Origin of the sequence: Mitsuaria sp. 7 (assembly GCF_001653795.1) — a bacterium.
Taxonomy (GTDB): domain Bacteria; phylum Pseudomonadota; class Gammaproteobacteria; order Burkholderiales; family Burkholderiaceae_C; genus Roseateles.
In genome coordinates, this window is the sequence record NZ_CP011514.1 from 3,825,954 (window position 1) to 3,851,531 (window position 25,578).

The following is a 25,578-nucleotide window of genomic DNA, read 5'->3' on the forward strand; positions in this document are numbered from 1 at the left end:
CGCCATGAATCGCTCCATTCCGCGCCTGCTGCTGGCGCCCGCGGTCGGCACGCTGTTCCTGTGGATGATCGTGCCGCTGGGCATGACGATCTACTTCTCGCTGATCCGCTACAACCTGATGCAGCCGGACGAGACGGGCTTCGCCGGCCTGGAGAACTTCGCGTTCTTCGTGACCGATCCGTCCTTCGGCACGGCGGTGACCAACACGCTGCTGCTGCTGGGCAGCGTGATCGCCATCACCGTGCTGATCGGCGTGGCCCTGGCGCTGCTGATCAACGAGCCCTTCCCCGGCCGGGGCATCGTGCGCGTGCTGCTGATCTCGCCCTTCTTCGTCATGCCCACGGTCAACGCGCTGCTGTGGAAGAACATGATGATGAATCCGATCTACGGCGTGCTGGCCCAGGTCTGGACCTTCTTCGGCGCGCAGCCGGTGGACTGGCTGACCGACCATCCGCTGTTCGCCGTGATCGTGATGGTGGCCTGGCAGTGGCTGCCCTTCGCCACGCTCATCTTCATGACCTCGCTGCAGAGCCTGGACCGCGAGCAGCTGGAGGCCGCGCGCATGGACGGCGCGACCTACCCGCAGCAGGTGCGCTTCCTGGTCCTGCCACATCTGGCGCGGTCGGTCGCCGTCGTGGTGATGATCGAGATGATCTTCCTGCTGGGCGTCTTCGCCGAGATCTACACGACCACGGCCGGCGGCCCCGGGGACGCCAGCACCAACGTGACCTTCCTGATCTTCAAGCAGGCGCTGCTGAACTTCGATGCCGGCGTCGCGTCCGCGGGCGCGCTGTTCGCGGTGCTGATGGCCAACATCGTGGCGGTCTTCCTGATCCGCATGATCGGCAACAACCTGGACCGGTGAGGAGACGCCATCCATGACCGCAAGACGACGTCCCCCCTTCCCGCTCGGCCTGCTCATCCGCACCGCGACGGCCTGGTCCGTGGCGCTGCTGCTCTTCTTCCCGCTGGCCTGGCTGGGCCTGACCGCGTTCAAGACGGAGCTGCAGGCCGTGGCCACGCCGCCGCAATGGCTGTTCACGCCGACGCTGGAGAACTTCCACGAGGTGCAGTCCCGCAGCGACTACCTGCTGCACGCCCGCAACTCGGTGGTGACCAGCGTGCTGTCCACCGTGTTCGGGCTGCTGCTGGCGGCGCCGGCGGCCTACGCGATGGCCTTCTTCCGCAGCCGCTGGACCCGCGACATCCTGATGTGGATGCTGTCCACCAAGATGATGCCGGCCGTCGGCGCGCTCGTGCCCGTCTACGTGCTGGCGCAAAAGAGCCAGCTGCTGGACACGCAGCTCGCGCTCATCATCGTGTTCGCGCTGTCCAACCTGCCGATCATGGTGTGGATGCTTTACTCGCACTTCCGCGACATCCCGCCGGAGATCCTCGAAGCCGCGCGCATGGACGGCGCCACGCTGTGGCAGGAGGTGCGGCTGGTGCTGCTGCCGCTGGGCATGGGCGGCATCGCCTCCACGGGGCTGCTGTGCCTGGTGCTGTCGTGGAACGAGGCGTTCTGGAGCCTCAACCTCAGCGCCGCCAAGGCCGGCACGCTGGCCACGCTGATCGCCTCCTACTCGAGCCCGGAAGGCCTCTTCTGGGCCAAGCTCTCCGCCGCCTCCCTGATGGCCATCGCACCCATCGTGGTGTTCGGCTGGTTCAGCCAGAAGCAGCTCGTGCAGGGGCTGACCTTCGGCGCCGTCAAATAACCCGGACCTCCTATGGCATTCCTTGAACTGAACGGCATCGAGAAATTCTTCGCCCAGCATCGCGCCATCCGCGGCATCGACCTGAGCATCGAACGGGGCGAGTTCATCGTCTTCGTCGGGCCCTCGGGCTGCGGCAAGTCCACGCTGCTGCGGCTGATCGCGGGACTGGAGCGCATCGACGGCGGCTCGCTGAAGCTGGACGGCCGCGACATCACGGACCTGCCCTCCAGCCGCCGCGATCTGGCGATGGTGTTCCAGAGCTATGCGCTCTACCCGCACATGAGCGTCTACGACAACATGAGCTTCGCGCTCAAACTCGCGGGCGTCGCGCCGGCGGAGATCCGCGCCAAGGTCGAACGCGCGGCCGAGGTGCTGAACCTGACGGCCTACCTCGACCGCACGCCCAAGGCGCTGTCCGGCGGCCAGCGCCAGCGCGTGGCGATCGGGCGGGCCATCGTGCGTTCGCCCAAGGTGTTCCTTTTCGATGAACCGCTGTCCAACCTCGATGCGGCGCTGCGCGGGCAGACGCGCGTGGAGATCGCCAAGCTGCATCGCGACCTCGGCGCGACGACGATCTACGTGACCCACGACCAGGTCGAGGCGATGACGCTGGCCAGCCGCGTGGTGGTGCTGCGCGACGGGCAGATCGAGCAGGTGGGCACGCCGCTGGAACTCTACGACCGGCCCGCCAATCAATTCGTGGCGCAGTTCATCGGCACGCCGCAGATGAACCTGGTGCCTTGCCGGAAGCTGCCCGACGGGCTGCAGCGGCAGGCGCCGCGCGCCGCCGCGAACGGCAGCATGGGTCTGCGTCCGGAAGCCGTCGGCGTGGGCCCGCGCGGCGAGGGCGCGATGGGCGGCACGGTGGAACTGGTGGAGGCGCTGGGCGCCGAGACGCTGCTCTACGTGCGCACCGTCGAGGGCACTCAGCTGGTGGCACGGCTCAGCGAACGCACGCGCTGCGAGGCGGGCGACGAGGTCTCGCTGAAGCTCGATGCCGCGCAGGCGCTATGGTTCGACGACGCCGGCCGCGTGGTGTCGGCGGGTGAGGAACTCGCCGCATGAGCCTCGCCATCGACACCGTCGCCGCTACCGATGACGCCTTCACCATCCTTCACCTCGGGCTGGGCGCCTTCCATCGCGCGCATCAGGCGCTCTACCTGCAGGCGCTGCACGACCTCGGCGACACCCGCTGGGTGCTCGCCGGCGGCAACCTGCGCCCGGACATGCCCGACACCATCGCGGCGCTGCAGGCGCAGGGCGGCGCGTACACGCTGGAGACGGTCTCCGCGCAGGGCGAGCGCCGCTACGCCTGGGTGCGAGCGATCCGGACCGTCGTGCCCTACACGCCGGACCTCGCCGGACTGATCGCCATCGCCACGGCGCCCGCCACGCGCATCCTGTCCTTCACGGTGACGGAGGCCGGCTACTACCTGGACAGCCAGCACCGCCTCGACTGGGCGCAGGCGCCGGAGCTCAGCGCCGACCTGGACGCGGCACGCGAGGGCCGACCCGGCAGCACGCTCTACGGTGCGCTCACAGCGCTGCTGCGCGCGCGCATGTCGGCCGGCGCAGGTCCGGTCACGCTGCTCAACTGCGACAACCTGCGGCACAACGGCGACCGCTCGCGCGACGGTCTGCTGCAGTTCGTGCGGGCGCTGGGCGATGAGCCGCTCGCGACGTGGATCGACTTGAACACGACCAGCCCCAACGCCATGGTCGACCGCATCACGCCGCGCCCGACGCCTGAGGTCGGCGCCCGCGTGCTCGCCGAGACAGGACGCGAGGACCGCGCCGCGCTGATGAGCGAAAGCTTCACCCAATGGGTCATCGAGGACCGCTTCGCCGCCGGCCGCCCGGCCTGGGAGCAGGTGGGCGTGGAGATGGTCGACTCGGTGGTCCCGTACGAAGAGGCCAAGATCCGCCTGTTGAATGCCACGCACAGCTGCATCGCGTGGGCGGGCACGCTCGCCGGCTACCGCTTCATCCACGAAGGCACGCAGGATGCACGCATCCGGCGGATGGCCCTCGACTACGCCACCGACGACGCCATCCCCGTGCTGCAACCCAGCCCGCTGGACCTCGCGGCCTACCGCGATATCGTGCTGGAGCGCTTCGCCAATCCCGCCATCGCCGACACCAACCAGCGCGTGGCCATGGACGGCTTCAGCAAGATCCCGGGCTTCATCACGCCGACGATCCGTGAGCGGCTCGCCCGCGGCGAAAGCATCGCCAGCGTCGCGATGCTGCCGGCGCTGTTCCTGGCCTACCTGCAGCGCTGGCATGCCGGCACGCTGCCCGAGAAGTACCACGACCAGGTGATGGACGTCGACGCGGCGCACGCGCTCTGCGCCGCGGACGATCCCGTCGCCGCGTTTGCCGCCGATCGCGTGCTGTGGGGAGAATCGGCCGGCGATCCCCGGTTGGTGGCGGCCTTGCGCGCGGCCACGGAGCGGGTCCGTCACTTCATCGCGGGGAGCCCTTGATGCCGACGACGATCCAGGCCCTGCCGCGCCGGATCCAGCCCGAGCTGGAGCACGCCTGCTCCCGATCACCGGAGCTGGGCTACGAGCCGTCGGAGAACGCCGGCTTCATCCGCTGCCTCTCGCACGGCTTCCCGACGCCGCTGGCGCGCTGGCACTGCCACGACGAGTACGAGCTGCACCTGATCACCGCGTCCTCGGGCAAGGTCTTCGTCGGCGACTGGATCGGCCAGTTCCAGCCGGGGCAGCTGGTGCTGACGGGTCCGCGCCTGCCGCACAACTGGATCAGCATGGACGTGCCGGAGGCCGGCGTCCCGGAGCGCGACCTGGTCGTGCAGTTCCCGCATGAGCCCTTCGCCGCCGCCGCCGACGGCATCCCCGAGCTGCGCGAAGTGATGCCGCTGCTGGAACGCGCCCGCCACGGCATCGAGTTCTTCGGACTGCAGGCCCAGGCCACCGCGCATTGGCGGCGCGTCAAGGAACGCCAGGGCCTGGCGCGCTTCGGCGCCTTCTGCGACTGGATGGGGGAGCTGTCCCGTTGCAGCGACTATCGCCTGCTGTCCAGCGCGCCGCTGCGCAGCGAGGACAGCGACCTCGAACTCGCGCAGGTGGACGTCCTGGTCAGCCGCATCACCGAGCAGCTCGGCGCGCCGCTGTCGGCCGCCGACCTGGCGCACGAGATGGGCATGACGGAGAGCCGCTTCTCGCGCTTCTTCCGCCGCGCGACGGGCAACACCTTCACCGACTTCGTGAACCGGGTGCGCGTGAACCGCGCCTGCCAGCTGCTGCAGGAGTCGGACCGCACCATCACGCTGATCGCCTACGAAGTCGGCTTCAACAACATGGCCAACTTCAACCGGCGCTTCCTGGACATCAAGGGCGTCACGCCCAGCGAGTACCGCAAGCGGTCGGCCGGCCGTTTCGGCCTGAAGTGACGTGACAAGACGTGAAGTGAAGTGAACTGAGGACACCGCCATGAGCTTCGCGCCCTTCCCCATCGATGCCCCCTCGGGCGGACGATCCATCCAGGCCGCCGTGGCCGGCGAGGCCCTGATCGACCTGATCGGGCAGGCCGACGGGCGCTACCAGCCGTGCCTCGGCGGCGCGCCGTTCAACCTGAGCCGCGCCTTGTCGCGGCAAGGCGTCGGGACGCACTACCTCAACCCGTTGTCGGCCGATCGCTTCGGGCGCCAGCTGGCGGGACAACTCGTCGCGGACGGCGTGCGGCTGTCGCGGCCGGAGCCGGTCCAGGCGGTGACCTCGCTGGCGGTGGTGGAGGTCGATCCTCACGGCCACCCGCAGTACGCGTTCTATCGCGACGGCGTCGCGGACCGGGCCGTCGATGCGGAGGGACTGACACAGCATTGCCGCGTCCTGTCTGAACTGCGGCTGGTGTGCACCGGCGCGCTGGCGCTCGATGCGCGGGACACGGACCGCTACCTGCCCTGGCTGGCGACGCAGCGTGCCGAACGCCGCTGCGTGGTGGTGGATGCCAATCTCCGACCGTCGGTGATGCCGGACATCGAGGCCTACCGCGCGTCCGTGCATGGTGCGCTCGCGATGGCGGACATCGTGAAGGTCAGCGATGAAGACCTGCTGCACCTGGCCATGCCGGGCGACGATCCGCTGATCCGCTGCGGCAACCTGCTGGACGCGCATCCGCAGATCAGCCTGATCGCGTTGACGCTGGGGGCGGAAGGCGCGTGGCTGCTGCATCGCAACGGCATCCACTGCTTCGCGAAGGAGTCGCGCCGGCTGAAGGTCGTCGACACCGTCGGGGCCGGCGACAGCTTCCTCGCGGGCCTGCTGGCCCACCTGCTCTGCCAGGCCCAGATGGCCCGGGCGGCCAACCTGGTGGAGATGCTCCAGAACCTGCTGTACCACTCCTGCGACCAGGCGCTGCAGCACGCGCTGGGCAGCGCGAGCCTGTGCGTGCAGGCCAGCGGCGCCGGAGCGCCGACCTGGCAGGAAGTCAGGGAGTGGGTGGGCCGCGGCGAGCGCTACGCGGCCTGATCGGAACGTCGATCAGAACTTCGAGAAGTCCGGCTGACGCTTCTGGAAGAAGGCCTGGAAGGCTTCCGTCGCTTCGGGGCTGCGCAGGCGCACGCTGAAGATCTCGGCCTCGGCCTGGATGGTGGCCAGCAGCTCTTCCTTCGTCGAACGGCGCATCAGCTGCTTGCTCTCACGCACGGCGCTCGGCGGCAGCTTGTTGAAGCGCTCGGCGATGCGGCGCGCATGCGCCACGACCTCGCCCGCCGGCAGCACCGCGTTCGCGACGCCGCATTCCACGGCCTGCTCGCCGGTGAACGGATCACCCAGCAGGATCTTCTCGGCCGCGCGACGCGGGCCCATCAGGCGCGGCACCAGCAGGCTGGAGCCGAACTCGGGCACCAGGCCCAGGCTCACGAAGGGCATCGCCAGACGCGCGTCATCGGCGACGTAGACGAAGTCGCAATGCAGCAGCAGCGTCGTGCCGATGCCGATGGCCGCGCCGTTCACGGCCGCCACGATGGGCTTGTCGCAGCCGACCATCGCGCGCATGAACTGGAACACCGGCGCGTCTTCATCGCGCGGCGGGCTGCCCATGAAATCCTCGATGTCGTTGCCCGAGGTGAAGATCTGCGGCTGGCCCTGGATCAGCACGGCGCGCACGGCGTTGTCCGCGTTGGCCGTGACCAGCGCGTCGGCCATCTCCTGGTACATCGCGCGGGTCAGCGCGTTCTTCTTTTCCGGACGTGCGATCTCGATGGTCTGCACGCCGTTGACGATGGCGGTCTTGATGCTCATGGAGCACTCTCCTCGTTCGAATGAATGACCGCGATCATGCCAGCCACGCGCTGACCTGCGGCGAGAGGCTGCGCTCGAATCGATCGCGGAAGAAACCGAAATGGCCGATGCGGCGCTCGCCGATGTCCTTGGGGGCGATGCGGCGCATCTCGGGGTGCGCGCCGGCGTAGAAGCCGTGCAGGGACTCGGTGTTGCGGCGGGACATGAACTCGTCGTCGGTGAAGGCCAGCGAGAGCATGGGCACGGACAGCGACGCGTATTGAGCGCGCAAGGCGTCGCCGCCTTCGCCCATCATGTACTCGCGGTCCAGGCACCAGCGTCGCCACTGCGCCATCACGCCGCGCGGCAGGTCGCCGACCTTGCGCAGCTTGCGGCCGGGGAAGTAGCCGAAAGCCGGCAGCGCCAACGGGACGACGACGTACCAGAGCCACCAGACGTAGCGGCGCAAGCCGACGGAGTTCTCGCGCCAGTAGCCGCTGCCGCAACCCACCGTCACGGCGCGCGAGACGCGCGAGCGGTTGGGCAGCATGCCCAGGATCTGGCCGCCGAGGCTGTGACCGAGCCAGTGGATCTCGCGGCGGTCGCCGAGCAAGTGGTCGAGGTGCGACAAGGCGGCTGCGGCATCGCGCTCGGCCCAGGTGTGGATGTCGGCTTCAAGCCCTCGCAAGGAGCGCTTCATCGCGTCAGGACGCGAAGCGCCCATGCCGCGATAGTCGAAGCTCAGCACCAGCCAGCCCTGCTCCGCCATCCAGCGCGCGAAGGCAGCGTAGTAGCGCTGCTCCACGCCCATCGCCGGAGCGATCAGCAAGCCCGCCTTCGCGGTCGCCGCATCGCCGTAGAGATGGCCTCGAAGCTCGAAACCATCCTCCGCTCGGAAACTGATCATCGCGATCTCCCCCCGATGCCGTTGGCGTCCTTCTCAGGGCGCCTACCTGCGCTTGGCCAAGCGCGGGCTCTCCACGGTGCAGGGGGCATCGCGTCCGCGAACCCCCAGCACCATTCCGGCCCCACTCGCAGTCACTGACCGCCGAAGACCGTACTTGAAGAACCGAGCGCTTCTTACAGACGCTCGATGATGCCGGCCGCGCCTTGTCCAGCGCCGACGCACATCGTCACCATGCCGTACTTGCCGCCGGTGCGACGCAGACCGTGGATCACGGAGGCCGCACGGATCGCGCCCGTCGCGCCCAGCGGGTGACCCAGGGCGATCGCGCCGCCGTTGGGGTTCACCTTGGAACGGTCCAGCACGATGCCCTTGCTGTCCAGATCGTTCAGCACGGCCAGCGATTGCGCGGCAAACGCTTCGTTGAGTTCGATCCAGCCCAGGTCCTCGGCCTTGATGCCGGCCAGCTTCAACGCCGCCGGAATCGCCTCGATCGGGCCGATGCCCATGATCTCGGGCGGCACGCCGCGCACGGCGAAGGAGACGAAGCGCGCCAGCGGGGTCAGGCCGAAACGCTTGACCGCAGCTTCCGACGCCACGATCAGCGCACCCGCGCCGTCCGAGGTCTGCGAGCTGTTGCCGGCCGTGACGCTGCCCTTGGCGGCGAACACCGGCTTGAGCTTGGCCAGACCTTCCATCGAGGTGTCCTTGCGCGGACCTTCGTCGGTGTCGACGATGCGGCTCTTGACGATGACGCCGTCACCGTTCAGGTCGGGCTGACGATCCTTCAGTTCGAACGGGGTGATCTCGTCCTTGAAGAAGCCGCCTTCGATCGCGGCCAGCGCGCGGCGATGCGATTCCAGCGAGAACTCGTCCTGCGCCTGGCGCGAGACCTTCCACTTGTCGGCGACCTTCTCGGCCGTCAGACCCATGCCGTAGGCCAGGCCGATGTTCTCGTCGCGCTCGAAGATCGCGGGCGGGAACGAGGGCTTGTTGCCGCCCATGGGGACCATGGACATGGACTCGACGCCGCCGGCGATCATCACTTCGGATTCGCCGATGCGGATGCGGTCCGCGGCCATCGCCAGGGCAGTGATGCCCGAGGCGCAGTAGCGGTTCACCGTGACGCCGCCCACCGAGTTCGGCAGACCCGACAGCACGGCCGCGACGCGGGCGATGTTCATGCCCTGCTCACCTTCGGGGAAGGAGCAGCCGATGATGGCGTCCTCGATCACCGACGGGTCCAGGCCCGGCACTTGCGCCATGGCGGCCTGGATGACGCGCGACAGCATCTCGTCCGGACGGGTGTTCTTGAAGTAGCCCCGGCCCGACTTGCCGATGGGCAGACGGGTGGCGGCGCAGATGTAGGCGTCTTGAACTTGCTTGCTCATGATGGATTCCTTGTGTGCCGCGGGACTCAGTTGCGAACGGGCTTGCCGGTTTGAAGCATGCCCATGATGCGTTCCTGGGTCTTGGGATGCTCGAGCAGGCTGCAGAAGTGCTTGCGCTCCAGCGACATCAGGTATTCCTCCGTCACCAGCGAACCGGCTTCGACTTCGCCGCCGCAGACGACGTCGGCGATCAGCGAGGCCAGGTGGAAGTCGTGCGCGCTGATGAAGCCGCCGTCACGCATGTTGGCCAGTTGGGCCTTCACAGTGGCGATGCCGGAACGGCCCGCGACCGGGAACTTGGCCTTGAGCGGGGCGCGGTAGCCGGAGTCGACCATCGCCTTGGCCTGCGCCGTGGCGACGTACAGCAGTTCGTCCTTGTTGGGGACGATGATGTCGCTGTCAAGCAGGTAGCCCAGCTTCTGCGCTTCCAGCGCGGAGGTCGCCACCTTGGCCATCGCGGCGTTGGTGAAGCCGTCCTTGAGGAAGGCGAAGATGTCCGCGTTGGCGTTGCCGGCCGAAGCCATTTCCGCCGCGCGACGCGCGATGTAGGTCAGGCCGCCACCGCCGGGGATCAGGCCGACGCCCACTTCCACCAGGCCGACATAGGACTCCATGTGCGCGACGCGGCGGGCGCAATGCACCGCCAGTTCGCAGCCGCCGCCCAGCGCCAGGCCGCGCATCGCGGCGATGACCGGGACGCTGGCGTAACGCACGCGCAGCATCATGTCCTGCAGCTTCTTCTCTTCCGGGGCGATGCCCTTGGCGCCCTTGGTCATGAAGACCGGCATCAGCGCTTCCAGGTTGGCACCGGCGGAGAACACGTCGTCCGGCGACCAGATGACCAGGCCCTTGTACTTGGCCTCGGCGATCTCGACGGCCTTGAGCAGGCCCTCGGTGACCGTCGGGCTGATCAGGTGCAGCTTGGCGTTGATCGAGGCGATCAGGACTTCACCGTCCAGCGACCAGACGCGGACTTCCTCGTTCTTGAACTCTTCGGTGCCGGCCTTCAGCGGCTCGACGGCGCCTTCGCCGACCAGCGCTTCGGGGAAAGCCTGGCGCTCATAGACCGGCAGCTTGGCGCGCGGCTTGAACTTGCCTTCGGCGGCGCTCCACGAGCCGTCCTTCGAGTGCACGCCGCCGTTGTCGGCGACCGGGCCTTCGAAGACCCACGCGGGCAGCGGCGCGCTCGACAGCGTCTTGCCGGCGTCGATGTCGGCCTTGACCCACTCCGCGACCTGCTTCCAGCCGGCGGCCTGCCACAGCTCGAACGGGCCCTGCTGCGAGCCAAAGCCCCAGCGCATGGCGAAGTCGATCTCGCGCGCGGTGTCGGCCACGGTGTCCAGGTGCACGGCCACGTACTGGAAGGAGTCGCGCAGGATGGACCACAGGAACTGGGCCTGCGGGTTGGTCGATTCGCGCAGCAGCTTGATGCGGTCGGCGGCCGGCTTCTTCAGCATGCGCGCGACGATCTCCTCGGCCTTGCCGCCGCCGGTGACGTACTCGCCGGTGGCGAAGTCCAGGCGCTGGATGTCCTTGCCGACCTTCTTGTAGAAACCGGCGCCGGCCTTCTGGCCCAGCGCGCCCTTCTCGATCAGGCCCGCCAGCACCTTGGGCGTGGCGTAGGTCGAGTAGAAGGGGTCGTCCTTCAGGTTGTCCTGCATCGTCTTGACGACGTGCGCCATCGTGTCCAGGCCCACCACGTCCGCGGTGCGGAAGGTGCCCGACGAGGCGCGACCCAGCTTCTTGCCGGTCAGGTCGTCGACGACGTCGACGGACAGGCCGAACTTCTCGGCCTCGATCATCGTGGCCATCATGCCGGCGATGCCGACGCGGTTGGCGACGAAGTTGGGCGTGTCGTTGGCGCGCACGACGCCCTTGCCGACCGCCGAGGTCACGAAGCTCTCGAGCTGATCGATGACTTCAGGATTGGTGGTCGGCGTGTTGATCAGCTCGACGAGGTACATGTACCGCGGCGGGTTGAAGAAGTGGATGCCGCAGAAGCGCGGCTTGATCGACTCGGGCAGGACTTCCGACAGCTTGGTGATCGACAGGCCCGAGGTGTTGGACGCCACGATCGCATGCGGCGCGATGAACGGCGCGATCTTGGTGTACAGGTCCAGCTTCCAGTCCATGCGCTCGGCGATGGCCTCGATGATCAGGTCGCAGTCCTTGAGCAGTTCGAGGTGCTCTTCGTAGTTGGCCTGCTGGATCAGCGCGGCGTTCTCGGCCACGCCCAGCGGCGCCGGCTTGAGCTTCTTCAGGCCCTCGACGGCCTTGGTCACGATGCCGTTCTTCGGGCCTTCCTTGGCGGGCAGGTCGAACAGGACGACCGGCACCTTCACGTTGACCAGATGGGCCGCGATCTGCGCGCCCATCACGCCGGCGCCGAGCACGGCAACCTTGCGAACTTGGAATCGACTCATGGTTTCTCCAATGAACATCCCGAGGATGTAGGAATGTGGTTTGTACGAGGCGCCTGTGACGACACTGGACACGGCGCTTGGTTCAATGCTTTGTTCGACGCGATTCTCGAAGCGTTACTCGAAGCGTTACTCGACGCGGACCCAGGTCTGCGTGCGGCCCAGCATCGGCATGCCGATGAAACCGCGGACCTCCAGCTTCTTGCCTCCGTCGACCGGACGCAAGCGGACGCGATAGACCTTGCCGTTGCCCGGGTCGAGGATGTCGCCGCCGTCCCAGAGCGCCGTGTCGCCGACGTTCTTCTTGACGCCGCGAAGGATCGTCAGGCCGATGATGGGCTGGCCCTTGCGCTCGTCGCTGCATTCATCGCACTTGGCGTCCTGCTTGCTCGGGTCGGTGATCTTCTCGATCTTGCCGGAGAGCACGCCGTTGGCCTCGCTGATGCGGACCGTGGAGCGCTCCTGCTTGGTATCGTCGTCGATGGTCTTCCAGACGCCCACGGGGGTCGTGACCGTCGCGGCGGGAGCCGAGGCCTGCGCGAGCGCGAGATTGGCGGACATGCCGAGGCCCAGGGCGACGGCGGTGGCGAACAGCGGTTTCATCGTGTCTCTCTCCGGTTTTTTATGGAATGCGGGTGGCGACGTCTGCCGGTGAACGCGGGCGCCCCGCTCGAGGGGGCGCCCGTGACGCTGTCCTTAGAACAGCGCCTCGTCCATTTCCATCAGCGGGCTCAGACCGGTGCGCGCGGTGCGGATCAGGCTCGCGGTCTCGGGCAGCAGCTTGGCGAAGTAGAAGCGCGCCGTCGCCAGCTTGGCGGTGTAGAACGGATCGCCGCTGTCCTTCTTCTCCAGGGCCAGCTTGGCCATGCGCGCCCACATGTAGGCGAAGGTCAGGTGACCCACGACGCGGAGGTAGTCCACCGCGGCGGCGCCGACTTCATCGGGGTTCTGGAAGGCCTTCATGCCGATCTCGGTGGTCAGCTTGGTGACCTTGTCGCCGATGTCGGCCAGCGGGTTGATGAACTCCTGCATCGTTTCGCTGGTGCCCTCTTCCTCGACGAACTCGGCGATCTTCTTGCCGAACTTCTTCAGGGTCGCGCCGTTGTTGCCCAGGATCTTGCGGCCCAGCAGGTCCAGCGACTGCACGGTGTTCGTGCCTTCGTAGGTCATGTTGATGCGCGAGTCGCGCACGAACTGCTCCATGCCCCACTCGTGGATGTAGCCGTGGCCGCCGAAGACCTGCATGCAGTGCGAGGTGGCGATCCAGGCGTTGTCCGAGATGAAGGCCTTGATGATGGGCGTCAGCAGGGCGACTTCGTCCTCGCAGGCCTTGCGCTCGTCGGCGTCGTCGCTGCTCAGCGCCTTGTCCAGCTGCAGCGCGGTGTAGGCCGACAGGGCGCGGCCGCCTTCGGCGTAGGCGCGCGCGGTCAGCAGCATCTTGCGGACGTCGGGGTGGACGATGATCGGATCGGCCGGCTTGTCCGGCGACTTCGGACCCGACAGGGCGCGCATCTGGATGCGGTCCTTGGCGTAGACGACGGCGTTCTGGTAAGCGACTTCGGTCAGGCCCAGCGACTGGTTGCCGACGCCCAGGCGGGCGGCGTTCATCATCACGAACATCGCCTGCAGGCCCTTGTTGGGCTGACCCACCAGCGTGCCGACGGCGCCGTCCAGCACGATCTGCGCGGTGGCGTTGCCGTGGATGCCCATCTTGTGTTCCAGGCCGCCGCAGTAGACCGGGTTGCGCTCGCCCAGCGAGCCGTCGGCCTTGACGTTGAACTTGGGCACGACGAACAGCGAGATGCCCTTGGAGCCTTGCGGCGCGTCCGGCAGGCGGGCCAGCACCAGGTGGATGATGTTCTCGGCCAGGTCGTGTTCGCCGGCGGAGATGAAGATCTTCTGGCCGGTGATCTTGTAGCTGCCGTCGGCCTGCGGTTCGGCCTTGGAGCGCAGCAGGCCCAGGTCGGTGCCGCAATGCGGTTCGGTCAGGCACATGGTGCCGGTCCACACGCCCGAGGTCAGCTTGGACAGGTAGGTGGTCTTCTGCTCCGGCGTGCCGTGCGCATGCAGCGCCTCATACGCGCCGTGGCTCAGGCCCGGGTACATGGTCCAGGCCTGGTTGGCCGAGTTCATCATCTCGTACATGAACTGGTTCAGCAGCACGGGCAGGCCCTGGCCGCCGTACTCCGGATCGCACGACAGCGCGGGCCAGCCGCCCTCGACGTACTGCGCGTAGGCTTCCTTGAAGCCCTTGGGCGCCTTGACCTCGTGCGTGGTCCGGTCCAGCGTGCAGCCTTCCTGGTCGCCCGACAGGTTGATCGGGGTCAGGACTTCCGAGGCGAACTTGCCGCCCTCTTCCAGCACCGCGTTGACGGTGTCCTCGTCGATCTCGGCATGCGCGGGCAGCAGCTTCAGCTCGTCGACTGCGTGCAGCAGCTCGTGCAGCACGAACTGCATGTCGCGCAGGGGCGGGTTGTACTGAGGCATGGGGGCTCTCCTGAGGAATGGTTCTATGGAAGGATCGGAAGGGACTCGCCCCGCTCAGGCGCGCTTGCGTCCCGGGACGGTCCCGGTCGCGGCGGCGGTGGCGGATTGAGGAGAGGTCTGCCGCGACTCGGCATCGGCCTTGCGGCCGGCCGGCGTGGCGAAGCTGCCGAGGATGCGCTCCAGGCCCGTGCGGGCCCGGGCCAGCGCACCGTCGCTGCGCAGGAAACGCGCGTCGTGATGCAGCGAGAGGATCAGGCCGTGCATCTCGAAGAGGATCTGGTCCGGATCGGCGTCCGGCACGAGGTGGCCGACCTCCTGCGCCAGCAGGATGGCCTTGCGGATGGCGGCGTGCCAGTCGCGCACCATGCCGACCAGCGCGTCGCGCACGAGGCCCGGCCGGTCGTCGAATTCGACGGCGCCGCTGATGTAGATGCAGCCCGAGTCGACCTCGACGGAGGTGCGGTGCACCCAGCGCTCGAACAGCGCGCGCAGGCGCGGCAGGCCGCGCGGCTGGCGGATCGCGGTGTAGAAGACTTCTTCTTCGAACTTGGCGTGGTACTCGCGCACCACGGCGATCTGCAGTTCCTCGCGCGAGCCGAAGTGGGCGAAGACGCCGGACTTGCTCATCTTCGTCACATCGGCGAGCGCGCCGATGGACAGCCCCTCCAGCCCCATGTGCGAGGCCAGGCCCAGCGCCGCGTCGAGGATCGCGGCCCGGGTCTGCGCGCCCTTCTGCAGCGAGCGCGAGCCGCTGCGCGACGAGGCGGGCGGCTTGGCGGCGACAGGCTTGGCGGGGGTGAAGGAGGAGGTGGACACGGTGCCCGGAATAATAAAACGAACGATCGTTCTATTTTGAGCAGTTCCGGGCCGGAAACGCAATCCTTGACCACCCTTTTTTAGTGATGCCGGCCTAAAGCAGCCCCGGGTTTACCCGCACCCGTGAGCGCCGACTTCTCTGCGACGCTGGGTCTCCCGCGGGGCGTCGACGGCGAAGTGACCTTCGCCCAGGCGGGCCCGCCGGATGCCGGCATAGACTGGCACAAACAGGGAGCCAGAAGAATGTACAAGCCATTGAATGGCGTGTTCCGGGTTCTGGTGTGCCGGATCCAGTCCCGGTTGTGCGGCCTGCCGCTGGACGCCGTCGAGGAGACCCTGCGTCCGCAGCCGCTGCGGCCGCTGGCGTCGCCGGTGGTGCATGTCCAGGGCCTGGCGCGCATCCGCGGCGACTGGCTGCCGGTCGTCGACCTGGGCGGCCTGCTGGGCCTCGAGCCCGTCGCGCCTCGCCGCTACGTCGTCGTGCACGCGGGCCGGCACCGCGTCGCGCTGGCCGTGACCGAGGTGCTGGGCCTGCAGGCCCTGCCGGCCGACGAGGTCCGCACCCTGCCCCCGCTGCTGCGCGATCGCGAGCACGGCGCCATCGCCGCGCTGGCGGAGCGCGACAACGACCTGATCGCCGTCCTCGACCAGGCGCGGCTGCTGCCGGAAGCGTCGCTGGCGGCGCTCCACGCCCTCGAGGGGTGGTCGCAGGACGCGACACCGCCGCCCCGGGCGGAGGCCGGCTCATGACGCGCGCCGCGCCGGCTGCTCTCGACCTCCCTTCGCTCCTGCCGCGGCTGCGCGCGTTGCTCGCCGCCCGGCTGGGCCTGCACTTCGACGAACGACAGGATGACCGGCTCACCGCGGCGCTCACGCGCGTCGCGGGGCCGGTCAGCCCGGAGCGCTTCCTCGACCAGATGGAGCTGGCGCCCACGCGCGCCCGGCTCGACGCGCTGGCGGCGGAACTGACCGTCGGCGAGACCTTCTTCTTCCGGCATGCCGAGCAGTTCGACGCCCTGCGATTCGACCTGCTGCCGGGCATGGTGCGCAGCCTCTCGGAGTCCGCGCAGGCCGAGCCCGGCGGCCAATGGGGCGGACAACTCGGCGGCCCGGGCCGGCGGCTGCGGGCGCTGTCCGCCGGCTGTGCCAGCGGCGAGGAGGCCTACACCCTGGCGATCACGCTGCACCGCGCCGGCCTGCAGGCGCAGGGCGTGGACTGGGAGGTGCTGGCCGTCGACCTGAACCCGGCCGCGCTGGCCCGTGCCGCGGCGGCCCGCTACGGCGAATGGAGCCTGCGCGCGACGCCGCAGGAGCAGCGCGATCTCTGGTTACATCGCGTCGATCCCGGCCTGTGGACGCCGCTCCCGGCGATCCGCGAACGCGTGCGCTTCGCGCAGCGCAACCTCGCTCAACCCGACGCGATGTTCTGGGCGCCCGGCAGTTTCGACATCATCTTCTGCCGCAACGTGCTGATCTATTTCGAGCCCACCGCGCTGCGCCAGGCGATCCGCAACCTGACCGGCGCGCTGGCGCCGGGCGGCGCGCTCTTCCTGGGCCACGCGGAGACCTTGCGCGGCAAGGACGTGGCGCAGGAGGCCGGCCTGGTGCTCCGACAAGCGCACGGCTGCTTCTTCTATCGCCGGGAGCCCGTCGAGGACGCCCGCGTCTGGCCCCTCGCGTGGACTTCCTCATCCTCCCCCGCGCCCGGTGTCGACGCGGCCCCTTCCGCCGGGGCGATTCCCGGATCGGCGCTTTCCTCCGGGTCGGGGCACGGCGTGGCCGGCACGCCGAGCACGCCCGATGCCGCCGGCCCGGAGGGCGACGCCGACCAGGCGCTGCTCGACGAGGCCCTGCAACTGATCGAAGCCGGCCAGGTGGAGGACGGCCTGCGCGCCTGCGCGCGGCTGATCACGCCCGGCACGCCGGCGGCGCTGCAGGCCGAGGGCCTGTTCCTCCATGGACTGGCCATGGAAGAGCGCGGCCAACTGCCCGCCGCGGAATGGCACCACCAGCGCGCCGCCGCCAAGGACGCCGCGTTCGCGTTCCCGCATCTGCGGCTGGGGCTGCTGGCGCGGCGTCGCGGCGAGGTCATCGCGGCGCACCGCGAGCTGCGCCGCGCGCTGGAACTGCTGGACCACGAATCGTCCGAGCGGCTGCGCCGCTTCGGCGGCGGCTTCGACCGCGACGACCTGCGGCGTCTGTGCCGCGACGAGATGCAGGAGACCCGCGCATGACGCAAGCGTCCCGCGAACTGCTCGCCGAATGGCGGGAGTCCTTCGACCGCTCCTTCGGCGAACCGCGCCGCCATGCCGACGAGGAGGCGGTGCTGGACGTGCTGGGCATACGGATTGCCGGCGAGCCCTTCGCCCTGAACTTGGCCGACCTGGCCGGACTGACGCCCGCCATGCCCGCCGCCCCGTATCCCGCCGCCGCTCCCGGGTTGCTCGGACTCGCCGGTCATCAGGGTCAGGTGTTGCCGCTGTACGACCTGCAGGCGCTGATCGGTCGCGGTCCCGCGGGCGTCGTGCGCTGGTGGGCCATCGCGCGCGGCGCGCCGCTGGCGCTCGCCTTCGAAGGCTTCGACGGCCAGTGGCGGCTCGCCGCCGGCGACCGGCTGCAGCAGAACGACGCCGCCGGCACCGGCTGGGCGGTCCGCTGCGGCGGCGCGCTGCGCCCGCTGATCGAGCTCGACGGCCTGATCGCCGCCGTGTCGGCTCACGCCGACGAAGGCGCATCGACCCGCGCGTCGAGCCACGTCTCGACGTCCGCGACGACCTTCACGACGACAACAAGCGCCGGCGCCGCCGGCCGATGACAGGGAGACGTGCCATGTGGACCTTCGGAAGAAAGCTGTCGGTGGGCTTTGCGCTGTCCTTCGCGCTGCTGCTGCTCATCGGGATCCTGTCGTACCGCGGCGTCGATGTGATGACGCAGAACAGCTACCAGGTGGCGCGCACCCATGCGGCGGTGGGCCACATCGGCACGCTGATGAGCTACATGAAGGACGCCGAGACCGCGCAGCGCGGCTACCTGCTGACCGGCGAGGAGCCCTACCTCGAGCCCTACCGCAGCGCGGTCGCCAACGTGCCGCGGACGCTGGCGGAACTCAAGCCGCTGATCCGCGACAACCCGGCGCAGCAGACCCGGCTGAACCAGGCGACGACGATGATCGACGGCCTGCTGCAGCTGCACAAGGAGCGCATCGAGTCGCGGCGGACCAGCGGCCTCGATGCCACCCTGAAGGCCGTCGCCCTGGGCGAAGGCAAGCGCCGCATGGACGAACTGCGCGCGGTCGTCGGCCAGATGGAGGAGGAGGAGAACGACCTGCTGCGCGAGCGCGCGCGGGACGTCGAGTCCACCGCCGCCACCGTGCGCGCGGCCATCGTCTGGGGCACGGTGGCGGGCGCGCTGCTGGTGCTGATCGCCGCGCTGACGCTGAGCCGCGCGCTGAGCGGCCAGGTCGGCACTGCGGTGAAGCACGTGCAGCGCTCGTCCGCGGAGCTGCAGGCCGCCGCCAACCAGCAGGCCGCCGGCGCGCGCGAGACGGCCACGTCGATGACCGAGATCTCGACCACCATCTCCGAACTGCTGGCGACCTCGCGCCAGATCGCCGACAGCGCGCAGCGCGTCGTGGTCATCGCGGAGCAGACGGCGGGCCTGGCCCGCGGCGGCGACGGCACGCTGCAGTCGGCGCGCGAGAGCATCGCCGCGATGCGGCGGCAGATCGATCTCGTCGTCGACCACATGCTGGACCTGGGCCGCAAGTCGCAGCAGATCGGCGTCGTGCTGGACCTGGTGGGCGAACTGGCGGAGCAGACCAACATCCTGGCGATCAACGCGACGATCGAGGCCACCGTGGCCGGCGACGCCGGACGGCGCTTCAGCGTCGTGGCCGATGAGATCCGCAAGCTCGCCGACCGCATGACGGCGTCGACCAAGGAGATCCGCCTCCAGATCGACGACATGCGCGGCGCGGTCAACACCACGGTCATGGCGACCGAGACCGGCTCCAAGGCGGTCGACGCCGGCGCGCGCCAGTTCGACGACGTCGCCTCGAGCTTCGCCAAGATCGCCGGCCAGGTCGTCACGACCACCGACGCGGCGCGCGAGATCGAGCTCTCCACCAAGCAGCAGGCGACCGCCGTCGAGCAGCTCAACGTCGCGCTGTCCAACACCGCGCAGGCCTCGCGCGAGACCGAGGCGAGCTCCGGCCAGACCTCGCAGACGGCCACCGAGCTGGCGGAGATGTCGCGCGACCTGCTCCGGCTGGTGCAGGCGCAACCCACCTGAGACCCCCGCGCCGTGGCCAAGGACCCCTACCGTTTCTTCCGCGTGGAAGCCCGCGATCTGCTGCGGCAGATGGGCGAGGCCGTGCTCGCCGCCGAGCAGGCGCCCGCACCCGATCTGCCCAGCCGGCTGCTGCGGCTGGCCCACACGCTCAAGGGCGCCGCCAGCGTGGTTCGATTGCCCGCCATCGCGGCGCAGGCCCATGCCATCGAGGATCTGCTGACGCCGCTGCGCGACAGCGGCGACGCGCCGGGCCGTCCCGAACTCGACGCGCTGCTGGCGCTGATCGATGCGGCCGAGGAGTCGATCACGGCGCTCGATGCGCCGTCGGCAGGCGCGGGGTCGCCGACATCGACGCCATCCCGCCCGGCAGGTCTCGCGCTTTCAGCGAAGCGCATCGATGCCGCTGCTGCAGCGGCCGCAGCCAGCGGACCGGCCACACCGGACGTATCGGTCAACGCCGCATCCACGTCGGGAGCCGATGCATCGGGCTCGTCCTCCGCGACGGACCCTGAGCAGGAGCCGGCCGACGACCCCGTCGGCGGGATGCTGACGATTCCGCAGTTAATGCCGGAAGAGCTCGACGGGCTGCTCGCCGACATCGCGCGCACGCAGGGTCACCTCGCGCCGCTGGAGCGCGCGGGGCTGCTGCTGCGCGAGTTGCGCGGTGAATTGCAGGGGCAGCAGGAGATCCTGGCCGGACCGCTCGCGCGCATCGAGGACCAGATCGAACGCGGCGCGCGCCAGCTCGCCCGCGAGCTCGTCGCCCTGCGCGACAGCGCCGAGCAACTGCGGCTGCTCCCGGCATCGCAGCTGTTCGCACCGCTGCAGCGCGCGACGCGCGACGCGGCGCGATCGCAGGACAAGCAGGCGCGCCTGACGGGCCACGGCGGCGACGTGAAGCTGGAGGCCGCACTGCTCAACACGGTCTCCGGCGCCCTGGTGCAGATGGTGCGCAACGCCGTGGCGCACGGCATCGAATCGCCCGCCGAGCGCACCGCCGCCGGCAAGCCGCCGCAAGGCCGCATCGAGCTGCGCATCGAGCGGCGCGGCCGTGACGTGCTGTTCTGCTGCTCCGACGACGGCGCCGGCCTGGACCTGGACGCCGTGCGACGCAAGGCCGTCGACAAGGGCCTCCCCGGTGCGGCCTATCTCGACGACGAGGCCCTCATCGACCGGCTGCTGCGCGGCGGCCTGAGCACCGCGCGTCGCGTGGACGCCCTGGCCGGCCGCGGCGTCGGCATGGACCTCGTGCGCGACACGGCCGACCGGCTCGGCGGCCGGCTGACGCTGCACAGCCGTCGCGGCGAAGGCACGACGGTCGAGCTCTGCGTGCCGCTGCAGCTGGCCGCGCTGCGCGCGATCCGGCTGTGCGCCGGCAGCGTGTCGGCCTGGGTGCCGCTGGAGGCCGTCGAGTGCGTGCTGCAGCGCCCGGTGCTGACCGGCTCGCACGTGGCCGTGGGCGATGAACTGCTGCCCCACCTGTCGCTGGCCGAGGCACTGCGCCCCGGCGTCGCGGCGCCGCCGCCGCGTTCCGCGCTGGTGCTGCGCGCCGGCGGACAGCGCGCGGTGCTGGGCGTGGACTCGCTGGACGGCGTGACCAGCGTCGTGCTGCGACCGCCGCCGGCGCTGCTGCCGGCGTCGCCGCTGATCTCCGGCCTGGCGCTGGACGCGGCGCAACAGCCGGTGCCGGTGCTCGCGCCCGAGGGCCTGATCGCCGCGGCCCGTCAGGCGCGTCCGCGGCCCGTCGCGGCGCCGGCACGCACCGGCACCATCCTCGTCATCGACGATTCCCTGACGACGCGCATGCTGGAACAGAGCATCCTCGAAGCCGCCGGGTATCGCGTGCACATGGCCGCCTCCGCCGAGGACGGCCTGGAAGCCGCGAAGCGCGAGCGTTATGCGCTGATCCTGTGCGACGTGGAGATGCCGGGCATGGACGGATTCGAATTCATGACGCGCATCCGCGCCGACGCGGCGCTGCGCGACATCCCGGCGGTGCTGGTCACCTCGCGCAACGCGCCGGAGGACCTCGCGCGCGGCAAGGCCGTCGGCGCGGACGGCTACATCGTCAAGGGCGAGTTCGCGCAGAACGAGTTCCTCGCGCAGGTCGCGCGGCTGGTGGCGCGATCGGCGCAGGGAGTCTCCGCATGACCGGCGGCGCCGGCATCGGCGGCCTGGGCGGCAGCGCGCCGCCCTCGACGAAGACACTGCGCGTGCTGGTGGTCGAGGACTCGATCACCGTGATGGCGCACATCCGCGAAGTGCTGGCCGCGCAGAGCGACATCGAGATCGTCGGCGAGGCGCACGACGGCGCGACCGCCGTGGCGCTGTGCCAGCAGCTGCGGCCGGACGTCGTGTCGATGGACATGATGCTGCCCGGCATGAACGGCCAGGAGGCCACCGAAGCCATCATGGCCCACTGCCCGACGCCGATCCTGATCGTCTCGTCCTCGACCAACCGGGGCGAGCTGCTGCGCACCTACGAGGCGCTGGCCGCCGGCGCCGTCGAGGTCCTGGAGAAGCCCAACGCCAGCCAGCCCGAGGGCGAATGGGAGCAGCGCTACGTGACGCTGCTGCGCCTGGTGTCGCGCATCCGCGTGATCACGCATGTGCGGGCGCGCATCGGCGGCCGGCCCGCCGCGAAGCCGCCGGCACCGCCGCCGCCGCTGCCGCGCCGCGCGGTCCTGGCGCTGGGGGCATCCACCGGGGGGCCGGGCGCGCTGATGAAGGTGCTGCAGGCGCTGCCCGCGCCGGCGCCGCTGCCGGTGCTGATCGTGATGCACATCAACGCCGTGTTCAGCCGCGGCTTCGCCGAATGGCTGGACGCGCAGACGCCGCACCGCGTGCGCTACGCCCAGGGCGGCGAGCGCCTGCGCGAGCTGGCGGGTCAGGTCGTGCTGGCGCCGCCGGACGTGCACATGGTCGTGCGCGGCGGACAGCTCGAGCTCAGCCACAGGCCGCCGCGGCATTCGTGCCGGCCGTCGGTCGACGAGCTCTTCGAATCACTGGCCGCGGAGATCGGCCCGGGCGTCGCGGCGGCGCTGCTGACCGGCATGGGACGCGACGGGGCCGCGGGCCTGCTCGCGATCCGCCGGGCCGGCGGCGCGACGCTGGCGCAGGATGAAGCCAGTTCGATGGTCTACGGCATGCCGCGGGAGGCCGCCCAGTTGGGCGCCGCCGAACGCGTGCTGACGTTGGCCGACATCGGCCCCGCCCTGCTGGGCTTGAGCGGTATGGCCTGGGGAGGAGCCCACACATGAACAAGAGAACCCTCATCGTCGAGGACAGCCTGACGGTCCGCATGGACCTGCGGGAGGCGCTCGAGGACGCCGGCTTCGACTGCGTCGAATGCGCGACGCTGGCGCAGGCCCGGGCCGCGCTGGCCGAGGCCATGCCGGCGCTGGTCCTGCTGGACAACCAGTTGCCCGACGGCGACGGCGGCAGCTGGCTGGCTGAGCTGCGCGCCACGCCGCAGGGCGGCGGCGAGTGCGTCGTGCTGATCCTGTCCAACGCCTCGCTGGCCGGCGACCGGCTGCGCGGCATCGCGCACGGCGCGGACGAATACGTCGGCAAGCCCTACGACCGCAGCTACGTCGTCGACCGCGCGCGCGAGCTGGTGCGCCAGCGGCAGGCGCGGCTGGCGACGCCGGAGCCGCACGTCGCCTCGGTGCTGCTGATCGACGACAGCGAGACCTTCCGCGAAGCGCTGTGCGAGGCGCTGGAGCCGCACGGCTACGACATCTACATGGCCGCCCACGGCGAGGAAGGCCTGCGCCAGGCCGCGGCGCTGCGGCCCAACGCGGTCATCGTCGACCAGCACATGCCGGGCATCGACGGCGCCGCCGTGATCCGCCGGCTGCGGCTGGACCCGGCGCTGCGCCACACGCCCTGCCTGCTGCTGACCGCCGATGAAGGACCGGAGGCGGAACTGCGCGCGCTGGAAGCCGGCGCCGACGCTTTCGCGCGCAAGCAGGACGACGTGGACCTGATCCTGGCGCGCGTCGCCGCGATGCTGCGCAGCGCCAAGTCCAGCCTGCCCGACCAGGGCGCCAGCCTGTCCGGCCCCAAGCGGCTGCTGCTGGTGGACGACAGCGCCAACGTGCTGGCGGAACTGGGCGCGACGCTGCGCGACGACGGGTACGACGTGATCGCCGCCGGCACCGGCGAACTGGCGCTGGAACTGCTCGCGGTGCAGTCGGTGGACGCCGTGCTGCTCGATGTGCAGATGCCGGGCATCGGCGGGCTGGAGACCTGCCGCCGCATCAAGTCCGCGCCGGCGCTGCGCGACATCCCGGTGGTGCTGCTCACGGCCTTCGAGGGGCGGGCGTCGATGCTGGCCGGCCTTGAGGCCGGCGCGGACGACTACGTCGTCAAGTCCAACGGCGAGGTCGAGCTGCTCAAGGCGCGGCTGCGCGCGCAGCTGCGGCGCAAGCAGTTCGAGGACGAGGCCCGCCGCGTCCACGCCGAGCTGCACAGCAACGCGATGGAGGCCGCCGAGGCGCGCGCCGCGCGCGACCTGGCCGACAGCCGCGCGGAGCTGCTGGCCGTGCTGCAGCAGCGCAACGACGCGCTGGAGCAGCTCAACGCCGAGCTCAGCCGCGCCAGCAGCGCCAAGACCGCCTTCCTGTCGACGATGTCGCACGAACTGCGCACGCCGCTGAACGCGGTGATCGGCTTCGCCCAGCTGATGCGCGACGGCGCGGCGGGGCCGGTCAGCGACCGGCAGTCCGAGTTCTGCAACCACATCCACAACGCGGGCCAGCATCTGCTGTCGCTGGTCAACGACCTGCTGGACATGGCCAAGATCGAGGCCGGCCGGGTCGACCTCGACATCGAGCCGGTGGCGCTCGACGAGCTGCTGCGCGACGCCCTGGCGATCGTCCAGGAGCGCGCGCGGCTGAACCGCATCCAGATGGACTTCTTCGGCGTCGGCGCCCACCAGCGGCTGTGCGTCGATCGCCGCCGGCTGCGGCAGATCATCTACAACCTGCTGTCCAACGCCGCGAAGTTCACGCCCAAGGGCGGCAACATCCGGCTCGAGGCGCGCCGCGTCACGCGGCTGCGCGCCCGCGAGGCGCTGCCGGGCTTCCCCGACGGGCGGCGCTCGGAGCTGCCGGACAGCGAGTACGGCGAATTCATCCAGATCAGCGTCACCGACAACGGCATCGGCATTCCGCCCGAGGGGCTGGACAAGCTGTTCCAGCCCTTCAACCAGGTGCGCAACGTGCTGACGCACAAGGTCGAGGGCACGGGCCTCGGACTGGCGACCGTCGCGCGCCTGGTGCAGCTGCACGGCGGCGCGGTGGCGGTGAGCAGCGCGCCGGACAAGGGCAGCTGCTTCACCTGCTGGCTGCCGTGGCGCGACCCGGTGGTGCCCGACGTCATCCTGCCCGACGAGCCCGGCGCGCGCCCGCTCGCGCTGGTGATCGAGCACAACGAGCCGGCCGCGGCGCTGATGCAGACGCAGCTGAACGCGGCGGGATTCCGCGTCCGCCACGTGACCTCGGCCGAGGCGGCGCTGGAACTCGCGCCGCAGATGCGGCCCGACCTGATCACGCTGGAGGTCAACCTGCCGGGCGGACTGGACGGCTGGGAGCTGCTGTCGCGCCTGAAGAACCTGCCGGGCTGGGCGCACATCCCCGTCGTGGTCGTGTCGGTGGACGCGGGGCAGGAGGTGGCGCTGTCGCTGGGCGCGTCGGCGGTGCTGCACAAGCCGGTGTCGCGCAAGGCGCTGAGCAAGGAACTGGAGATGCTCGGCTTCAAGCCGACGGCCACGCGAAAGTTCCTGGTGCTGGCGATCAGCGACGCGCCTGGCGACCTGCAGTCGCTCAGCGCGCACTTGTCGCAGCCCGGGTTCTCGGTGCTGCGCGCGACCGGCGGCAAGGAGGGCATCGAGCTGGCGCGGCGCCATGTGCCCGACCTGATCGTGCTGGACCTGCTGATGACGGAGGTGGACGGCATCGGCGTCGTCGAGGCGCTGCAGCGCGATCCGCTGACGGCGGCGATCCCGGTGATCGTCGTCGCGGCCTCGCAGCTGACGACGCGCGACCGCGAACTGCTGAACCGCCATGTGCAGCGCGCGACCGCCGTGCGTGACCCGGCTGACGCGGGCGCTGCAGGCGCCGCGCCGGCGCCCTCGGCGGGAACCGGTGCCGGTGCGGGCACGCGCGCTCCGGCGAATCCGCAGGGACACTTCATGGACGAGGTCAAGCGCGCGATCAGCCGCACGAGCTGGGGCGACCTCGATCCCCTGGATGAATGAATGACGGACGACGCCCCGGCAGAACAAGCCGGACAGACAAGACC

General features: G+C 70.0%; 20 protein-coding genes. 13 read left to right on the forward strand and 7 right to left on the reverse strand.

Translation table 11 applies throughout. The features are described 5' to 3' along the window. Positions 1-4 precede the first annotated feature (4 nt). Genes ABE85_RS16765 through ABE85_RS16790 form a run of 6 tightly spaced genes read left to right on the forward strand, consistent with a single transcriptional unit; the run spans position 5 to position 6,211 of the window. Complete coding sequence (locus tag ABE85_RS16765) at positions 5-865, forward strand: carbohydrate ABC transporter permease (protein ID WP_067277040.1); 861 nt, start codon at positions 5-7, stop codon at positions 863-865. A 13-nt stretch (positions 866-878) separates the two neighbouring features. Then, the gene (locus tag ABE85_RS16770) at positions 879-1,715 is read left to right on the forward strand and encodes a carbohydrate ABC transporter permease (protein ID WP_067277043.1); all 837 of its coding nucleotides are present in this window, start codon (positions 879-881) and stop codon (positions 1,713-1,715) included. A gap of 12 nt (positions 1,716-1,727) precedes the next feature. After that, positions 1,728-2,780: an ABC transporter ATP-binding protein gene (locus ABE85_RS16775; RefSeq protein WP_067277046.1), complete on the forward strand. Its 1,053-nt coding sequence runs from the start codon at positions 1,728-1,730 to the stop codon at positions 2,778-2,780. Further along, positions 2,777-4,201 (forward strand): D-arabinitol 4-dehydrogenase, encoded by a 1,425-nt coding sequence (dalD, locus tag ABE85_RS16780; protein ID WP_067277050.1) that lies wholly within the window; start codon positions 2,777-2,779, stop codon positions 4,199-4,201. Before ABE85_RS16775 ends, dalD begins: the two co-directional genes overlap by 4 nt. Continuing rightward, positions 4,201-5,133 carry an AraC family transcriptional regulator gene (locus ABE85_RS16785; RefSeq protein ID WP_067277054.1) on the forward strand — a complete coding sequence of 311 codons (933 nt, stop codon included), beginning with the start codon at positions 4,201-4,203 and terminating at the stop codon, positions 5,131-5,133. Before dalD ends, ABE85_RS16785 begins: the two co-directional genes overlap by 1 nt. 40 nt (positions 5,134-5,173) lie before the next feature. Then, positions 5,174-6,211, forward strand: a complete 1,038-nt coding sequence (locus tag ABE85_RS16790; protein WP_067277057.1) for a PfkB family carbohydrate kinase — start codon at positions 5,174-5,176, stop codon at positions 6,209-6,211. Positions 6,212-6,223: 12 nt separating this feature from the next. On the opposite strand, the gene ABE85_RS16795 is transcribed toward ABE85_RS16790, so the two are convergent. The 7 genes from ABE85_RS16795 to ABE85_RS16825 form a co-directional block, all read right to left on the reverse strand. Then, on the reverse strand, positions 6,224-6,985 hold the full coding sequence (locus ABE85_RS16795; RefSeq protein ID WP_067277060.1) for an enoyl-CoA hydratase: 762 nt from the start codon (positions 6,983-6,985) through the stop codon (positions 6,224-6,226). 34 nt (positions 6,986-7,019) lie between these two features. After that, positions 7,020-7,871 (reverse strand): alpha/beta fold hydrolase, encoded by an 852-nt coding sequence (locus ABE85_RS16800; RefSeq protein WP_067277063.1) that lies wholly within the window; start codon positions 7,869-7,871, stop codon positions 7,020-7,022. Positions 7,872-8,044: 173 nt separating this feature from the next. Beyond that, the gene (locus ABE85_RS16805; RefSeq protein ID WP_067277066.1) at positions 8,045-9,259 is read right to left on the reverse strand and encodes an acetyl-CoA C-acyltransferase; all 1,215 of its coding nucleotides are present in this window, start codon (positions 9,257-9,259) and stop codon (positions 8,045-8,047) included. A 26-nt stretch (positions 9,260-9,285) separates the two neighbouring features. After that, the gene (locus tag ABE85_RS16810; RefSeq protein ID WP_067277068.1) at positions 9,286-11,682 is read right to left on the reverse strand and encodes a 3-hydroxyacyl-CoA dehydrogenase/enoyl-CoA hydratase family protein; all 2,397 of its coding nucleotides are present in this window, start codon (positions 11,680-11,682) and stop codon (positions 9,286-9,288) included. A gap of 126 nt (positions 11,683-11,808) precedes the next feature. Continuing rightward, positions 11,809-12,282, reverse strand: coding sequence for a DUF2147 domain-containing protein (locus ABE85_RS16815; RefSeq protein WP_197507040.1), 474 nt, complete (start codon positions 12,280-12,282; stop codon positions 11,809-11,811). 93 nt (positions 12,283-12,375) lie between these two features. Next, positions 12,376-14,166 (reverse strand): acyl-CoA dehydrogenase C-terminal domain-containing protein, encoded by a 1,791-nt coding sequence (locus ABE85_RS16820; RefSeq protein WP_067277070.1) that lies wholly within the window; start codon positions 14,164-14,166, stop codon positions 12,376-12,378. A gap of 54 nt (positions 14,167-14,220) precedes the next feature. Beyond that, entirely contained in the window at positions 14,221-14,982 is a 762-nt protein-coding gene (locus ABE85_RS16825; protein WP_067277073.1) for a TetR/AcrR family transcriptional regulator, read from the reverse strand. Positions 14,983-15,225: 243 nt separating this feature from the next. Here ABE85_RS16825 and ABE85_RS16830 point away from each other — a divergent pair, with 243 nt between their 5' ends. From ABE85_RS16830 to ABE85_RS16860, 7 genes are read left to right on the forward strand one after another with little or no spacing between them, the layout of a single operon-like run. Then, on the forward strand, positions 15,226-15,732 hold the full coding sequence (locus ABE85_RS16830; protein ID WP_082938686.1) for a chemotaxis protein CheW: 507 nt from the start codon (positions 15,226-15,228) through the stop codon (positions 15,730-15,732). Then, on the forward strand, positions 15,729-17,216 hold the full coding sequence (locus ABE85_RS16835; protein WP_067277077.1) for a protein-glutamate O-methyltransferase CheR: 1,488 nt from the start codon (positions 15,729-15,731) through the stop codon (positions 17,214-17,216). The genes ABE85_RS16830 and ABE85_RS16835 overlap by 4 nt, the downstream gene beginning before the upstream one ends. Continuing rightward, positions 17,213-17,797 carry a chemotaxis protein CheW gene (locus ABE85_RS16840; RefSeq protein WP_067277079.1) on the forward strand — a complete coding sequence of 195 codons (585 nt, stop codon included), beginning with the start codon at positions 17,213-17,215 and terminating at the stop codon, positions 17,795-17,797. Before ABE85_RS16835 ends, ABE85_RS16840 begins: the two co-directional genes overlap by 4 nt. A 14-nt stretch (positions 17,798-17,811) precedes the next feature. Continuing rightward, positions 17,812-19,272 (forward strand): CHASE3 domain-containing protein, encoded by a 1,461-nt coding sequence (locus tag ABE85_RS16845; RefSeq protein ID WP_197507041.1) that lies wholly within the window; start codon positions 17,812-17,814, stop codon positions 19,270-19,272. A gap of 12 nt (positions 19,273-19,284) precedes the next feature. Next, a complete protein-coding gene (locus tag ABE85_RS16850) occupies positions 19,285-21,423 on the forward strand; it encodes a hybrid sensor histidine kinase/response regulator (protein ID WP_067277085.1) in 2,139 nt (712 codons plus the stop codon). Then, complete coding sequence (cheB, locus tag ABE85_RS16855; RefSeq protein WP_067277088.1) at positions 21,420-22,532, forward strand: chemotaxis-specific protein-glutamate methyltransferase CheB; 1,113 nt, start codon at positions 21,420-21,422, stop codon at positions 22,530-22,532. Before ABE85_RS16850 ends, cheB begins: the two co-directional genes overlap by 4 nt. After that, positions 22,529-25,534, forward strand: a complete 3,006-nt coding sequence (locus tag ABE85_RS16860) for a response regulator (RefSeq protein WP_067277092.1) — start codon at positions 22,529-22,531, stop codon at positions 25,532-25,534. The genes cheB and ABE85_RS16860 overlap by 4 nt, the downstream gene beginning before the upstream one ends. Positions 25,535-25,578 lie beyond the last annotated feature (44 nt).